Here is a 14,207-nt window from a genome sequence, read left to right as displayed (position 1 = left end):
ACCCAGCCGGCAAGCCAACGCGCCCGATCACTCATGCGCGGTGCCTGACTTGACCTCCCCTTCCGACTTCGCCCTAAATCCGGGCGGGGGGCGTCGTAGGGACGATCATGCTACGCGCCATCATTCTCGTCGCCGGGCTTCTTGCTCTCGCTCCGCCCGCACGCGCCTTCGACAACCCGATCAGCCGCGGCCTCGCGGATTTCCTCAATATCTTCAGCGAGCAGCCGATCCCGCGCCAGGTCGTGCCATGGAACGGCAAGCAGGCGCCGGGCACCATCGTGATCTCGACGAGCCAGCGGCGGCTCTACTACGTGCTCGGAAGCGGGCAAGCGCTCCGTTATGGCGTCGGCGTCGGACGGCAGGGCTTCAGCTGGTCGGGAACGAAGACCGTCACGATGAAACGCGAATGGCCGGATTGGCGGCCGCCGGCGCAGATGCTGAAACGCCGCCCGGACCTGCCGCGCCACATGGCCGGCGGCATCGACAACCCGCTGGGCGCGCGGGCGATCTATCTGGGATCGAGCCTCTACCGCATCCATGGCTCGAACGAGCCCGATACGATCGGGGCCGCAGTGTCATCCGGCTGCATCCGCATGACCAATCGCGACGTCATCGATCTCTACGGCCGCGTACGGACCGGCACCAAAGTGGTCGTGCTGCGATGAGACACAGCGAGGGTTCCGCGTCCCCTGCCCTCGCGCAGGCCGCCCGATTCGCAGCGGTTCTCGCTGCCTTCGGGAACAGATAATCCGGACGAGACTGGCACATCACTCCGCGGCACAGCTTTTGATCAACCGAGGAGGGGGATCACTTGGTTGCGCCGAAATGGAACAGGCTGTGCCTTATCCATATCTACGGCGCTCCCTATGGAACGCGAACATGCCAACTGCGAGCGCGCGCGCGACGGAGCTCGTCGACCGCCTTTCGATCAAGCTTTACGGGTCCGAGCTTTGGGTCGTCATGGCCAATTGCGACGAGGCTCACGACATCTTCCTGCAGGCAATTTCTGCTGCGGAGAACTGCGCGATCGAACGGGCCGCTCAGTTGATCGGCAGGCTCGCGACAACCGGCACCACTCAGATCACACCGACGGCGGCGGCAGATCTCATCCGATCACTGAAGGATGAAAACGCTGTCTCGGAGTGATACGCCGCTGCCTGAAGAGATCGCCATGCAACGGCCGAATATCATGAAGGCGGATGGCTAAGCGACCCGGCGCGTTTCGGTCAGAACCCGTTCGCGCAAACCATCTGGAAAATTGACGGCGTAGCAGCGAACTGCCCGAGAACGTCAACCGTACCAGCGTAGTATGGAGAGATTTGGTGGAGCCAGGCGGAATCGAACCGCCGACCTCTTGAATGCCATTCAAGCGCTCTCCCAACTGAGCTATGGCCCCACGCGCGACGGCCGGTTTGGGGGTCGACCGTCAAAATCCGGTGTTTCATTCCGCCGCTTGGGCGGTCCGTCCGGAGCCGCCTGCCAGCGACGCAGCGGTCTATAGGCGGCCCGGACGGAAGACACAAGCGCCTAATGTCGCTTTGCCGTCATCTTTTTTCGAGGGCGGACTCAGTTGTCCTCGTCGCCCTCGATGTCCCCGTCGATCAGGTCCGCGACGTCGTCGTCGCCTTCCTCATCCTCCTCGAGGAAGGTGTCGTCATCCTCCGTGCCTATATCGTCCTCGACCTCGATATCGTCCTCGGTCGTGACGACGGCCTCCTTCTCGGACGTCTCGGCATCGGCTTCGTCGAGCGAGACGAGCTCGACCGCGCTGTCGGCGGTCTCGGCCTCGTCCTCCTCCTCAGGCTCCGGCTTGACCGGCGCCTTGGCCTGCGGCTCGAACATCGTGCGCGGATATGCCTGCCCCGTATAGGGCGAGACAATGGGATCTTTATTCAAATCATAGAACTTGCGCCCCGTGACCGGGCAAACGCGCTTCGTTCCGAGTTCCGGTTTCGCCACTGCGTCGGACCCTTCAACCATCAGTATCTGAAAAGCAGGCGCGTCCGTTAGTCGGGGCGGGCGGCGCTGTCAAATGTTGATTTGAGCCATGCGACGGCTGCGCGCAAGAGCGGGGCTGTTTCGCCCCCCTCGCATGGCAGCGTCATGACCGCGCATTGGCGCGGCTCGCGCGAGCGTGCTAGGGCGGGCGCGCACTTCGTTTGGCTCGAGCGAGAGACCCCGATCCCGTGTCCCACGACCATGAACCCGTCCCCGTCACCGCCAGCGCCGCCGGCCCGCTCAAGGGCCGCGCCCGCGTGCCCGGCGACAAGTCGATCTCGCATCGGGCGATGATCTTCGGACTGCTGGCGATCGGCGAGACCAGGGTCACCGGCCTGCTCGAGGGCGAGGACGTGATGCGCACCGCTGCGGCGGCGCGGGCGCTCGGCGCGATCGTCCACCATGACGGGCCGGGCGCCTGGCGCGTGCAGGGCGTTGGCGTCGGCGGGCTGCGCGAGCCTGATTCGATTCTGGATTTCGGCAATGCCGGCACGGGCTCGCGTCTGATGATGGGCGTCTGCGGCTCGCATCCGATCACCACGACCTTCGATGGCGATGCCTCCCTGCGCAAGCGGCCGATGCGGCGCATCCTTGATCCGCTCGAGCAGATGGGCACGGTCGTCGTTTCGCAGCAGGAGGGCGGGCGCGTGCCGCTCACCCTGCGCGGCCCGAAGGAGGCCATCCCGATCGTCTATCGCCCGCCGGTCGCCTCGGCGCAGATCAAGTCAGCGGTGCTGCTGGCCGCCCTCGCCGCGCCCGGCGAGACGACGGTGATCGAGGCGGAAGCGACGCGCGACCATACCGAGAAGATGCTGGCTCATTTCGGAGCCGAAATCACCGTGACGCCGGAAGGCGCGCATGGCCGGCGGATCGTGCTGAAGGGCCAGCCCGAATTGCAGGCCGCGCCGATCGTGGTGCCAGCAGACCCCTCCTCGGCAGCCTTCCCGCTGGTGGCGGGACTGATCGTGCCCGGCTCCGACATCCTGATCGAGAGCGTGATGACCAACCCGCTGCGCTCGGGCCTGCTCACGACCTTGCTCGAGATGGGCGCCGACATCACCATCGAGCGCGAGGCCAATGAGGGCGGCGAGACCGTCGCCGATCTGCGCGTGCGGGCTTCGAGCCTCAAGGGCGTGACGGTGCCGCCAGAGCGCGCGCCTGCGATGATCGACGAATATCCGGTGCTGGCCGTCGCGGCCTCGTTCGCCACCGGCACGACGCGGATGCGCGGCTTGCAGGAACTGCGCGTCAAGGAATCCGATCGCCTCGCCGCGGTCGAGGCCGGGCTGAAGGCCGCCGGCGTGATCTGCGCCATCGAGGGCGACGACCTGATCGTCGAGGGCTCGGGCGGCGGGCCGGTTCGCGGCGGCGGGCCAATCGCGACCCATCTCGATCACCGCATCGCGATGAGCTTCCTCGTCATGGGCCTGGCGACGCAGCAGCCGGTCGTGGTCGATGACGGCCTGATGATCGCCACGAGCTTCCCGAGCTTCATCCCGCTGATGAACCAGCTCGGAGGCCGGATCGGATGAGCGCGGCGGCGGCGCGCGGCCGGCTCGTCATCGCCGTCGACGGCCCCGCCGCCTCCGGCAAGGGCACGCTGGCGCGGCGCCTCGCGGCCCATTACGGCCTGCCCTATCTCGACACCGGCCTGCTCTACCGGATGGTGGCCCGCGCCATGCTCGATGCCGGCCACGACATACGCGATGCCGCGGCGGCCGGCGAGATCGTCAACAGCTTCGACGAGACGGCCTTTCCCGAGGACCGGCTGCGCGGCCGCGAGATCGGCGAGGCGGCCTCCGTGGTCGCGGCGATGCCGGCCGTGCGCGCGGGATTGCTGGCGCGGCAGCGGCGCTTCGCCGCCCGGGCCGGCGGCGCCGTGCTGGACGGACGCGACATCGGTACGGTGATCTGCCCCGACGCCCGCGCCAAGCTCTTCGTCACCGCGACGCCGGAGGTGCGTGCCGCGCGCCGGCACAAGGAACTCATCGGGCGTGGCGAGGCCGTGACCTTCGACGGCATCCTCGCCGATATCCGCCGGCGCGACGCGCGGGATTCCGGCCGCAGCGACGCGCCGCTCAAGGCGGCGGAAGACGCCATTACGCTCGACACCTCGGCGCTGACGGTCGAGGAGGCCGTTGCCGCCGCCATCGACGTCGTCGACGGCCGCCGGGCCGCCTGAAAGCCCCTTCCTCGCGCATTTGCTATCGAAACGGGCGCGATCAGCCGGTTTTCCACCTTGGCGATCGCATCGACCGGGCGCACACTCCGATTCGCGACAGGACGACGGAGGTGGCGATGCGGCGCTGGCTGTACGGTCTCTCATGTCTGGCAGCGGCGGCGCTCTGGCACCCCGCCCTGCCTCGAGCCCAGACGGCGGGACCGCCGCTGGAGGAGGTCGACGTCGCGCTCGTGCTGGCGGTCGACGTCTCCTATTCGATGGATCTCGACGAGCTCGCCCTGCAGCGCAACGGCTATATCGAAGCCTTCCGTTCGAAGCAGCTGCATGACGCCATCAACAAGGGCGCGATCGGCAAGATCGCCGTGACCTATTTCGAATGGGCGGGCACCGGTTTCCAGTACGTCGTTCGGCCGTGGAAGGTGATCGACGGACCGGCAGCGGCGATGGCGTTTGCGGAGGAGCTCGGCGAGGCGCCGACGCGGCGCGGGCGGCGCACCTCGATCTCGGGCGCGATCGATCTGGGCGTGCAATTGCTCGAACAGTCGAACGTGACGGCGATGCGGCGCGTGATCGACATCTCCGGCGACGGCGCCAATAATGACGGGCGCCCGGTCACCACGGCGCGCGACGAGGCCGGGGCCAAGGGCATCGCCATCAACGGCCTGCCGGTGATGCTGAAGCAAGCCGGCTATTTCGACATCGACAACCTCGACGTCTACTACAGCGACTGCGTCATCACCGGCATCGGGGCCTTCGTCATTCCGATCCGCGAGAAGAGCCAGTTCGTCGAGGCGACGAAGACCAAGCTGCTGCGCGAGATCGCCGAGGCGCCGGCGGGCGCGACCATCCACAAGGCGCAATCCGGCAACATCGCCACCTGCCTCGCAGGCGAGCGGCAATGGCGCGACCGGATGGGGAATTGAGGCCGGCAGCAACCGTCATGCTCGGGCTTGACCCGAGCATCTCGTCAATCGGAGGCGCCAGAGCCGCGTCCTGCCTGAGATTCTCGGGTCTACGCTTCGCTCCGCCCGAGAATGACGCTGGGTGTCACGTTCCCCTTGGCTTGGCCCGCGTCGTCGGCAGCGCAGCCGCGGGGTCGTCGGGCCAGAGATGGCGGGGATAACGGCCCTTCATCTCGGATTTCACCGCCAACCAGGATCCGCGCCAGAAGCCCGGCAGATCACGCGTGACCTGGATCGGCCGATGCGCCGGAGAGAGCAGCTCCAGCACCAGCGGCACGCGCCCTCCGGCCAAGGCAGGATGAATCGCGAGTCCGTAGAGTTCCTGCACCCGCACCGAAATGGTCGGCCCCGCCTCGGCGGCATAGTCGACGGCAAGCGACGAGCCGGTCGGAGCGGTGAAATGGGTCGGCGCCTCCGCGTCGAGCCGGCGCTTCATCTCCCAAGGCAGCAGGGTCGCGAGTGCTGAATCGAGATCGCCGGGCTGGATCGCCGCCAGTGAGGCACGGCCGGCGATATGAGGCGCCAGCCAGATCTCAGGCTCCTGTGACAACCCCAGGTCGGAGAGATCGGGCCAGCCCTCCTCGGGCTCGGCCTTGCGCAGAAAAGCAACGCGCTCGCGCAGCTGGTTCTGCGCCTTCGTCCAGGGCAGGAGCTCGATGCCGAGCGCAGCGACGCCCTTCGCCAACGCCTCGGCATTCTCGGGCGTATCCGCGACCGACAGCGGGCGCTCCGACAAGGCAAAAACGCCGTAGCGGCGCACCGCCCGAACGCGCAATGCGCGCGCTGTCCTGTCGAAATTCGCCTCCTCTCGCTCCGCGATGGCGAAGGGTGCGAGGCCATGGGCGACGAGGGCTGCGATCTCGGCCTCGGAGATCGCGGCCGCGGCCATGATGCGCGCCTGCTGGGCGGCCCCCGTCATCTCCGCAACGACGATGTAGGGCTCGCGCGCCAGCCGCTGCGAGGCTTCCAGCGCCGCGCCACGGCCATTGGCGAGCAGATACTGCCCGGAGCCGGGCGAGCGGGCCTTCGCGATGCGGTCCGGATAGGCGAAGGCGAGCAGGAGGCCGGGCGAGAGCGGCTCGCCAGCCGAGCACGAGGCATTCCGCTCCGCCGTGCGGGCCCAGCCTTCGGCGAGACGGCGCATGTCGCCGGCCCGGCCGCCACGCTCGCGACTGAACCGCTCCAGCCGCTCGGCGAGATCGATGGCATCCCCGCCGAGCCCGCGCTCCACCAGCACGGCGGCAAGATCGGCCGCGGCACTGGCCTGCCCGAAGCGGGCGGCAGCCACGACCATGCGGGCGAGCCGGGGCGGCAGCGGCAGTGACTGCAGGGCCCGCCCATCCGGCGTGATGCGGCCATCCGCATCGAGCGCGCCGATGCTGGCCAGCAGGGCGCGGGCTTCCTTGAGGGCAGGCGCGGGCGGCGGATCGAGGAAGGCGAGCGCTGTGGGATCACTGAGGCCCCAGGCGGCGCAATCGAGCAGGAGCGGGCTCAGATCGGCCGAGAGAATCTCGGGCCGGGCGAAGGCTTCGAGCGCGCCGGTCGCCGCTTCCTCCCAGAGCCGGTAGCAGACACCGGGCTCGGTGCGGCCCGCACGGCCACGGCGCTGATCGGCGGCGGCACGGCTGGCGCGGCGCGTCTCCAGGCGGGTGACGCCGATATCGGGCTCGTAGACGGGCACGCGAGCGAGGCCGGAATCGATCACCACCCGCACGCCCTCGATCGTAAGCGAGGTCTCGGCGATGGCCGTGGCCAGCACGATCTTGCGCCGGCCGGCTGGCGCTGGCAGCACGGCACGGTCCTGATCGCGCTGGTCGAGCGCGCCGTAAAGCGGAGCGATCTCCACGGCGGGATCGCGCAGCCTTTCGCGAAGGCGCTCCTCGACGCGGCGAATCTCGCCCTGCCCCGGCAGGAAGACGAGCTGCGAGCCAGGCTGCTCGTTCAGCGCAAGCAGGATCGTATCGACGACCTGATCCTCGATGCGCCTCAGCGGGTCGCGGCCGCGATAGCGCGTCTCGATGGGGTAGGCGCGGCCCTCGCTTTCGATCACCGGGGCATCGCCGAGAAGTTTCGCGACGCGCGCGCCGTCGAGCGTCGCGGACATGACGAGGATGCGCAAATCCTCGCGCAGGCCGCCCTGCGCATCGAGCGCCAGCGCCAGCCCGAAATCGGCATCGAGCGAGCGCTCGTGGAACTCGTCGAACAGCACGGCCGCGACGCCGTCCAGCGCCGGATCGTCGAGGATCATCCGGGCGAAGACGCCCTCGGTGACGACCTCGATGCGCGTCTTCGGCCCGATCTTCGAGCCGAGCCGGACACGCAGGCCGACGGTATCGCCGACGCGCTCGCCCAGCGTCTGCGCCATCCGGTTCGCCGCTCCGCGCGCCGCCAGCCGCCGCGGTTCCAGCACGATCAGCTTGCCGTCCTTCGTCCAGGGCTCGTCGAGCAGGGCGAGCGGCACGCGCGTGGTCTTGCCGGCGCCGGGCGGAGCGACCAGCACGGCGTTCGGCCGCGCCCGCAGGGCGACCGAGAGGTCCCCGAGGACGGCATCGATGGGTAAGGCGGTGTCAAAGGCGCGCATGCCCGGCCGATGTGGCGCAGGCGCGAGCCTCACGCAAGCCACTCGCCAGCCCGCGCTCATCATGCTAACCGCTGGCGCATGACAGAGACTGGCCAGACCCGCATCCAGAACCGCTTCCAGGCCTGCGCCCGCGAGGGCCGGGCGGCGCTGGTGACCTTCGTCACCGCCGGCGATCCCGATTTCGAGACGGGAAGCGCGATCCTCGCGGCCCTGCCCGGAGCCGGTGCCGACCTGATCGAACTCGGCGTGCCCTTCACCGACCCGATGGCGGACGGCATTCCTGTCCAGCTTGCCGGACAGCGCGCGCTCAAAGCCGGCCAGACGCTGCGCAAGACGCTCGCCATGGTCGAGACCTTCCGCAAGGCCGGCCATGACACGCCGATCGTGCTGATGGGCTATTACAACCCGATCTACGCCTATGGCGTCGAAGCCTTCCTCACCGACGCGCGCCGGGTCGGCATCGACGGCCTGATCGTCGTCGACCTGCCGCCGGAAGAGGACGAGGAGCTCTGCCTGCCGGCGCTGAAGGCCGGCGTCAGCTTCATCCGGCTGGCCACGCCCACGACCGACGACAAGCGCCTGCCCAAGGTGCTGCAGAACACCTCCGGCTTCGTCTACTACGTCTCGGTGACCGGCGTGACCGGCGGTGCCATCGCCGATTACGGCGCGGTCGGCAGCGCGGTCGCTCGGATCAAGCGCCACACCGACCTGCCGGTCGCCGTCGGCTTCGGCGTCAAGACGGCCGCCGACGCGGCCACCATCGCCAAGGGCGCAGACGGCGTCGTCGTCGGCTCTGCGCTGGTCGAGCGCGTCCGGCTTTCGCTCGACAGCGAGGGCAAGGCCACGGAAAAGACGGTTTCGGCTGTCACCTCGCTGGTCAGCGAACTCGCGCAGGGCATCCGCTCTGCGGCCAAGGCGGCCTGAGGCCGGTTTCATTCAAGGGTCGCGTCGCTTGCCCTTCGGCAGGCCCGACCTATTTCAGGCGTGACGGCGCCAAGGCCTAGAAAGCCCCCGCCGCAAGCCCATCAGGGAATCGTCCGATGAACTGGATTTCCGAAGTCGTCCGCCCGCGCATCAAGACGCTGTTCAAGCGCGAGAGCCCCGAGAACCTCTGGATCAAGTGCCCGGATTCCGGGCAGATGGTCTTCCACAAGGATGTCGAGGCCAATGGCTACGTCATCCCCGGCTCCGAGCACCATATGCGCGTCACCGCGCCGGAGCGGCTGCGCCTGACCTTCGACGACGGCAAGTGGCTCGACGTCGCCCTGCCGGAGGTGCCGGTCGATCCGCTCAAGTTCCGCGACGAGAAGCGCTATGTCGACCGGCTGAAGGACGCCCGCGCCAAGACCGGCGCACAGGATGCCTTCAAGATCGGCTACGGCCGGGTCAAGGGCCTGCCGATGACGCTGGCGGCGCAGGACTTCCACTTCATGGGCGGCTCGCTCGGCATGGCCGCCGGCGAGGCCTTCGTCAAGGGCGCCGAGACCGCGCTCGAGAAGAAGACGCCTTATGTCGTCTTCGCGGCGTCGGGCGGCGCGCGCATGCAGGAGGGCATCCTCTCGCTGATGCAGCTGCCGCGCACGACGGTGGCGGTGCGGCGCCTGCGCGCGGCCGGCCTGCCCTATTTCGTCGTGCTGACCAATCCGACGACCGGCGGCGTCACCGCCTCCTACGCCATGCTGGGCGACATCCACATCGCCGAGCCCGGCGCGCTGATCGGCTTCGCCGGCCCGCGCGTGATCGAGCAGACGATCCGCGAGAAGCTGCCGGAAGGCTTCCAGCGCTCCGAATATCTCAAGGACCACGGCATGGTCGACATGGTCGTCCACCGCCGCGAGATCCCCGAGACCTTGGCCCGGCTCGGCCGCCTGCTGACCAAGCAGCCACCTGTGAAGGAAGAAGTCGCGGTGGCCGCACGCCCGGTGGTCGAGGCGGTCTGAGGTCGTTTGCGGCTGGGGGCCGTCACATCATGGGGTCTTCCGACACGCTGCTTGCGCGCTTCATGGCGCTGCACCCCAAGCTGATCGACCTCTCGCTCGGCCGCATCCTGACCCTGCTGGAGCGGCTCGGCGACCCGCATAAGCGCCTGCCGCCGGTGATCCACGTCGCCGGCACCAACGGCAAGGGCTCGACCATCGCCTTCATGCGGGCGATCCTCGAGGCGGCGGGCCTGCGCGTCCATGTCTACACCTCGCCGCATCTGGTGCGTTTCCACGAGCGCATCCGCATCGGCGCGCCCGGCGGCGGCCGTTTCGTCGACGAGGCGGTGCTGGTCGAAGCGTTGGAGCGCTGCGAGCGCATCAATGCCGGCGATGCCATCACCTTCTTCGAGATCACGGCTGCGGCGGCCGTGCTGCTGTTTTCAGAGCATGAAGCGGATGTCGTGCTGCTCGAAGTCGGGCTCGGCGGCCGCTTCGACGCGACCAATGTCATCGCCCATCCCGCCTGCACCGTGGTGACGCCGGTCTCGCTCGACCATGCCGAGTATCTCGGCGACACCGTGACCAAGATCGCGGCCGAGAAGGCCGGCATCTTCAAGCGGGGCGCGCCGGCGGTGATCGCCCCGCAGGAGCCGGAGCCGACGGCGGTGCTCGAAGCCACGGCCGAGCGCGTCGGCGCCTCGAAAATCTTGATCGGCGCGCAGGATTTCAACGTCCACGAGGCCGGCGGGCGGCTGGTCTACGAGGATGGCGACGGACTGCTCGACCTCCCGCTGCCGCGCCTGGCCGGGCGCCATCAGCACATCAATGCCGGCACCGCGATCGCGGCGCTGCGGGCGGCCGGCTATGGCGGCCTGCCGGCGCGCGCCTTCGAGGAGGGCATGCGCAACGCCGACTGGCCGGCGCGGCTGCAGCGGCTGGCTCGCGGGCACCTCGTCGGGATCATGCCCGAGCGGGCCGAACTCTGGCTCGATGGCGGCCACAACCCGGATGGCGGACGCGTGCTGGCCCAGGCCATGGCCGATCTCGCCGACCGCAACCCTGCGCCTTTGGTGATGATCGCGGGCCTGCTCTCGACCAAGGACGCCGCCGCGACGCTCGGCCATTTCAAGGGGCTGGCGCAGGCGCTCTATGCCGTGCCGATCCAGAACTCGCTGGCCGCACGCCCGGCGGAAGAGGTGGCCGAAGCGGCCCGCAATGCCGGTCTTGCTGCGGAGGTTTCAGGCTCGGTCGAGCAGGCGCTGCGGACGATCGCGGGCCGCGACTGGCCGGCGCCGCCGCGCATCCTGATCTGCGGCTCGCTTTATCTCGCCGGCGAGGTGCTCTCGGCCAACGGCACGCCGCCGACCTGAACAGCGGCCGGCGGAATACGATCATGGAGGCGGGGAAAGCCATGCCAGTTCCCGGACTGACCGTTCTCGCCGCGACGCTGATGTGCGGAATGCTCGGCGGCTGCGTCACCTCCGGTGATCCAGCCCCGCCGGCAGCCGAAGGCGCCGAGCGCGTCGCGGCCGGCAAGCCGACTTTCCTGCAGCAGACCTATATGACGATGGACACAAGCTGCCGGCCGGTGAAGCCGCCCACGGCCGTCCTGACCGAGCCGCCCCGGCACGGCAAGGTGCGCATGGCCAAGCGGAACGCCAAGGCCGAATACGGGCCCGGCGACCATCAGCACTGCGACGGCAAGATCGGCCCCTCGCTCGCCTTCGAATACACGTCACGCCGGAACTATCGTGGACCGGACCGCTTCGGAGTGCGTGTGCGCTACAGCGACGGCGAGATCCGGCATGCGCAGTTCAAGGTCGAGGTCGACTGAGACGACGGGGAGAGCGGCATGCAACGCAACTTCGGAGCCGGCGGGCCGGCCGTATCCGCGATCGGCCAGGGCAGCTGGTACAGCGAGCAGGGCGACCGGCGCGAGGCCATTGCCGCGTTCCGGCGCGGGCTCGATCTCGGACTTGGCCATATCGACACTGCCGAGATGTATGGCGACGGCCGCTCCGAGGCGCTGATCGGCGAAGCCATCACTGGGCGACGCGACGAGGTCTTCCTCGTCTCGAAGGTACTGCCGCACAACGCCTCGCGGCAGAGCGCTCGCGCCGCCTGCGAGCGCTCGCTGAAGCATCTGAGGACCGACCGGCTCGACTGCTACCTGCTGCACTGGCGCGGGCCACATCCGCTGGCCGAGACCTTCGCCGCCTTCGAGGCGCTGAAGCAGGAGGGCAAGATCCTGTCCTGGGGCGTCAGCAATTTCGACGAGGACGATCTCGACGAGGCGCTGGCGGCTGCCGGCAAAGGCAGGATCGCCTGCAACCAGGTGCTCTACCATCTGCGCGAGCGGGCCATAGAGCATGCGGTGATCCCGTGGTGCGAGCGCAACGGCATCGCCGTCACCGCCTACAGCCCCTTCGGGCACGACGACTTTCCGGCCCCCGGCAGCGCGCAGGGCAAGGCCTTGGCCGAGATCGCCGCGGCGCATGGCGCGACGCCCCGGCAGGTCGCGCTCGCCTTCCTGACGCGGCGTGCGAGCCTCTTCGCGATCCCGAAAGCGGGCAAGGTCGGCCATGTCGAGGATAATGCCGGTGCGCTGCACCTTGCCCTCTCGGAAACTGAGATCGCGCGGATCGACGCCGCCTTCCCGCTCGGCCGCAAGCCCCATGCGTTGCCGATGATTTGATCTGCGCTGGAAACCACGATCCACCTTCGCGCTTTACAGGCCGCGGCGCCCGCGCTTTCCTAGAGTCAAGGGCGACGGCCGTCAGAGCCTCACCAACGCCCGCTCAACAGTTGCGTCTTCGGAGTTTGGGCGATGCGTCGTGTTCTCGGCATCCTGGCCGTTTTGTTCATGTCCGTCTTCGGCGCCGCCAAGGCGCAAGCCGGCGTCGATGTGAGAGTGGACATCGCCGCACAGCGGATGACGGTCGCCACCACCGACGGCGAAATCTACGAATGGAAGATCTCCTCCGGCCGCAAGGGGTTCCGCTCGCCGAACGGACAGTACCGCCCGACCCGGCTCGAAAAGAACTGGTACTCGCGCAAATATGGCGGCGCGATGCCTTATGCGGTGTTCTTCCGCGGCGGCTACGCGATACATGGCACGACGGCCGTCGACGCGCTCGGACGCCCGGCCTCTCATGGCTGCATCCGCCTGCACCCCGCCAATGCCGCCAAGCTGTTTGCGCTGGTGAAGAAGCATGGCGCCGGCCAGACCCGGATCGCGCTGAACGGGGCCGCGACCGACAATCTCTCGCGCTTCGCCAAGGCGTCCGGCGGCTCGAAGGCCAGGTTTGCCAACACAGCACCGACCAAGCACAAGATCGCGAACAGCAGCGGCACCAAGGCACAGATCGCCAAGGCCAAGCCGCGGCATCAGGACAGCACGATCGCCCAGCAAGGGCGGTCCAATGGCTGGGAAGCGGCGCGCGGCCAGATCCTGCTGCGGCCCGCGCTGCCGGCTAATGCCTATGGCTACCAGCCCTATTACCCGAGCGGCTATGGCTATGGCTGGCGCTGAGATCGACGTCAGACGCTAGATCGCTTCCGGCGCGATCCTGAGCCAGCCTTCCAGCGTCTCACCGGGCGCCAGCCGCTTCAGCGGCGCGGCCGCCCGCGCGGCCGGCTCGCTCGGCGCGCCGATGGCGTGGCTCTGCGGCTCGACGCAGAGGAAGTCGGCCCCGGGTGGCGACCAGACCACCGGGCAGTTCAGGCTGTCGCTCGCCGTCAGCGTGATGGCGAGGCCGGTCGAGGGCGTCTCGATCCGAGCGCTGCCGTCCCAGTCGAAAAAGCTCCAGGCCGTCACCGTATCGGAGCGGAACGGCCGCGCATCGGCGTAAGGGCCGCCCTGGGTGAAAGCTTCCTGCCCGATCGCCCGAAAGGCTTCGCCGAAGACCAGCGCGCCGGCTGCCCGCATGGTCAGGCGCGTATCGGCCGCGCACGGAAACCAGGGATGATGGCCGATCCCGAACGGTAGCGCCGTCTCGGCCTCGTTCGTGATCGACAGGCGAATGGTCATACCGGCTTCGTCCAGTATGACTTCCTGCCGGGCACGGTAGCGATAGCGGTCGGGACCGTCGATGCGCCGATGCTCGATGACGGTATGACCGCGGTCATACCGCAGAACCTCCCAGGCGGCCTGCCAGCCGAAGCCATGGATGGTGCCTGACGGATCGTTGGCGGGAACCTGAAAACGGGTTTCGCCGTCGTCCACCACGCTTCCGAAGGCCCGGTTGGCGAAGGGCAGCATCGCCCAGCTGCCGAAGAAGTTCGGAGAAGCGGTCGAGGCCGTCCGATCAGCCGGCGGATGCAGCACATCATGCCGGCGCCCATCCGGGCCGGTCCAGACGAGCCGCGAGACGATGCCCCCGATCTCCGGTATGACCACGGCTTCCAGGCCGCCGGCTTGCAGTTGCAGCATCGCGCTCGTCCGATTCGTTCGTTCCCGTCGAACCGCAGCGTTGCCGCGATTGCAGGGCGGGCACAAGCCGGCGCGCCTTGACCATGTCCGGTACGGCAGTGACAGTCGCGCGCCATTGCCGGAGTCTGCC

The 14,207-nt window shown here is 68.6% G+C and carries 14 protein-coding genes and 1 tRNA gene; 11 read left to right on the top strand and 4 right to left on the bottom strand.

The features are described 5' to 3' along the window. Positions 1–107: 107 nt before the first annotated feature. Together NWE53_RS20930 and NWE53_RS20925 are read left to right on the top strand one after the other, a co-directional pair. Positions 108–665, top strand: coding sequence for a L,D-transpeptidase (locus tag NWE53_RS20930; RefSeq protein WP_265051276.1), 558 nt, complete (start codon positions 108–110; stop codon positions 663–665). Between the two features lie 160 nt (positions 666–825). Further along, a complete protein-coding gene (locus tag NWE53_RS20925; RefSeq protein WP_265051275.1) occupies positions 826–1,146 on the top strand; it encodes a hypothetical protein in 321 nt (106 codons plus the stop codon). Between the two features lie 174 nt (positions 1,147–1,320). Here NWE53_RS20925 and NWE53_RS20920 read toward each other — a convergent pair. Both NWE53_RS20920 and NWE53_RS20915 read right to left on the bottom strand, forming a co-directional pair. Next, a tRNA-Ala gene (locus NWE53_RS20920) sits at positions 1,321–1,396 on the bottom strand. A gap of 170 nt (positions 1,397–1,566) precedes the next feature. After that, complete coding sequence (locus tag NWE53_RS20915; RefSeq protein WP_265051274.1) at positions 1,567–1,959, bottom strand: TIGR02300 family protein; 393 nt, start codon at positions 1,957–1,959, stop codon at positions 1,567–1,569. Positions 1,960–2,186: 227 nt separating this feature from the next. Here NWE53_RS20915 and aroA point away from each other — a divergent pair, with 227 nt between their 5' ends. The 3 genes from aroA (at position 2,187) to NWE53_RS20900 (ending at position 5,103) form a co-directional block, all read left to right on the top strand. Beyond that, positions 2,187–3,530 (top strand): 3-phosphoshikimate 1-carboxyvinyltransferase, encoded by a 1,344-nt coding sequence (gene aroA, locus NWE53_RS20910; RefSeq protein WP_265051273.1) that lies wholly within the window; start codon positions 2,187–2,189, stop codon positions 3,528–3,530. Continuing rightward, complete coding sequence (gene cmk, locus NWE53_RS20905) at positions 3,527–4,180, top strand: (d)CMP kinase (RefSeq protein ID WP_265051272.1); 654 nt, start codon at positions 3,527–3,529, stop codon at positions 4,178–4,180. The genes aroA and cmk overlap by 4 nt, the downstream gene beginning before the upstream one ends. A gap of 116 nt (positions 4,181–4,296) precedes the next feature. Next, on the top strand, positions 4,297–5,103 hold the full coding sequence (locus NWE53_RS20900) for a DUF1194 domain-containing protein (protein ID WP_265051271.1): 807 nt from the start codon (positions 4,297–4,299) through the stop codon (positions 5,101–5,103). Between the two features lie 124 nt (positions 5,104–5,227). Here NWE53_RS20900 and hrpB read toward each other — a convergent pair whose 3' ends face one another. Then, positions 5,228–7,723, bottom strand: coding sequence for an ATP-dependent helicase HrpB (gene hrpB, locus NWE53_RS20895; RefSeq protein ID WP_265051270.1), 2,496 nt, complete (start codon positions 7,721–7,723; stop codon positions 5,228–5,230). Between the two features lie 78 nt (positions 7,724–7,801). Between hrpB and trpA the strand changes: the two genes are divergently transcribed. The 6 genes from trpA (at position 7,802) to NWE53_RS20865 (ending at position 13,177) form a co-directional block, all read left to right on the top strand. Next, positions 7,802–8,647, top strand: coding sequence for a tryptophan synthase subunit alpha (gene trpA, locus NWE53_RS20890; protein ID WP_265051269.1), 846 nt, complete (start codon positions 7,802–7,804; stop codon positions 8,645–8,647). A 116-nt stretch (positions 8,648–8,763) separates the two neighbouring features. Next, positions 8,764–9,663, top strand: a complete 900-nt coding sequence (gene accD / locus NWE53_RS20885) for an acetyl-CoA carboxylase, carboxyltransferase subunit beta (RefSeq protein ID WP_265051268.1) — start codon at positions 8,764–8,766, stop codon at positions 9,661–9,663. 29 nt (positions 9,664–9,692) lie between these two features. After that, positions 9,693–11,015 carry a bifunctional folylpolyglutamate synthase/dihydrofolate synthase gene (locus tag NWE53_RS20880; RefSeq protein ID WP_265051267.1) on the top strand — a complete coding sequence of 441 codons (1,323 nt, stop codon included), beginning with the start codon at positions 9,693–9,695 and terminating at the stop codon, positions 11,013–11,015. A gap of 41 nt (positions 11,016–11,056) precedes the next feature. Continuing rightward, complete coding sequence (locus tag NWE53_RS20875) at positions 11,057–11,479, top strand: hypothetical protein (RefSeq protein ID WP_265051266.1); 423 nt, start codon at positions 11,057–11,059, stop codon at positions 11,477–11,479. An 18-nt stretch (positions 11,480–11,497) separates the two neighbouring features. Next, entirely contained in the window at positions 11,498–12,340 is an 843-nt protein-coding gene (locus NWE53_RS20870; RefSeq protein WP_265051265.1) for an aldo/keto reductase, read from the top strand. A gap of 132 nt (positions 12,341–12,472) precedes the next feature. Continuing rightward, on the top strand, positions 12,473–13,177 hold the full coding sequence (locus NWE53_RS20865; RefSeq protein WP_265051264.1) for a L,D-transpeptidase: 705 nt from the start codon (positions 12,473–12,475) through the stop codon (positions 13,175–13,177). Between the two features lie 15 nt (positions 13,178–13,192). On the opposite strand, the gene NWE53_RS20860 is transcribed toward NWE53_RS20865, so the two are convergent. After that, the gene (locus NWE53_RS20860) at positions 13,193–14,077 is read right to left on the bottom strand and encodes an aldose epimerase family protein (protein ID WP_265051263.1); all 885 of its coding nucleotides are present in this window, start codon (positions 14,075–14,077) and stop codon (positions 13,193–13,195) included. Positions 14,078–14,207: the final 130 nt, after the last annotated feature.

The organism is Bosea sp. NBC_00550 (genome assembly GCF_026020075.1).
Taxonomy (GTDB): Bacteria; Pseudomonadota; Alphaproteobacteria; order Rhizobiales; family Beijerinckiaceae; genus Allobosea.
This window is presented reverse-complemented; position numbering and strand designations above follow the sequence as displayed.

Bases quoted from the DNA above. Each gene is read 5' to 3' on its own strand.
- NWE53_RS20865 (WP_265051264.1), top strand. From the start codon at position 12,473: ATGCGTCGTGTTCTCGGCATCCTGGCCGTTTTGTTCATGTCCGTCTTC.
- NWE53_RS20860 (WP_265051263.1), bottom strand. From the start codon at position 14,077: ATGCTGCAACTGCAAGCCGGCGGCCTGGAAGCCGTGGTCATACCGGAG.
- cmk (WP_265051272.1), top strand. From the start codon at position 3,527: ATGAGCGCGGCGGCGGCGCGCGGCCGGCTCGTCATCGCCGTCGACGGC.
- NWE53_RS20880 (WP_265051267.1), top strand. From the start codon at position 9,693: ATGGGGTCTTCCGACACGCTGCTTGCGCGCTTCATGGCGCTGCACCCC.
- NWE53_RS20870 (WP_265051265.1), top strand. From the start codon at position 11,498: ATGCAACGCAACTTCGGAGCCGGCGGGCCGGCCGTATCCGCGATCGGC.
- NWE53_RS20930 (WP_265051276.1), top strand. From the start codon at position 108: ATGCTACGCGCCATCATTCTCGTCGCCGGGCTTCTTGCTCTCGCTCCG.
- NWE53_RS20875 (WP_265051266.1), top strand. From the start codon at position 11,057: ATGCCAGTTCCCGGACTGACCGTTCTCGCCGCGACGCTGATGTGCGGA.
- accD (WP_265051268.1), top strand. From the start codon at position 8,764: ATGAACTGGATTTCCGAAGTCGTCCGCCCGCGCATCAAGACGCTGTTC.
- NWE53_RS20925 (WP_265051275.1), top strand. From the start codon at position 826: ATGGAACAGGCTGTGCCTTATCCATATCTACGGCGCTCCCTATGGAAC.
- trpA (WP_265051269.1), top strand. From the start codon at position 7,802: ATGACAGAGACTGGCCAGACCCGCATCCAGAACCGCTTCCAGGCCTGC.
- hrpB (WP_265051270.1), bottom strand. From the start codon at position 7,723: ATGCGCGCCTTTGACACCGCCTTACCCATCGATGCCGTCCTCGGGGAC.
- NWE53_RS20900 (WP_265051271.1), top strand. From the start codon at position 4,297: ATGCGGCGCTGGCTGTACGGTCTCTCATGTCTGGCAGCGGCGGCGCTC.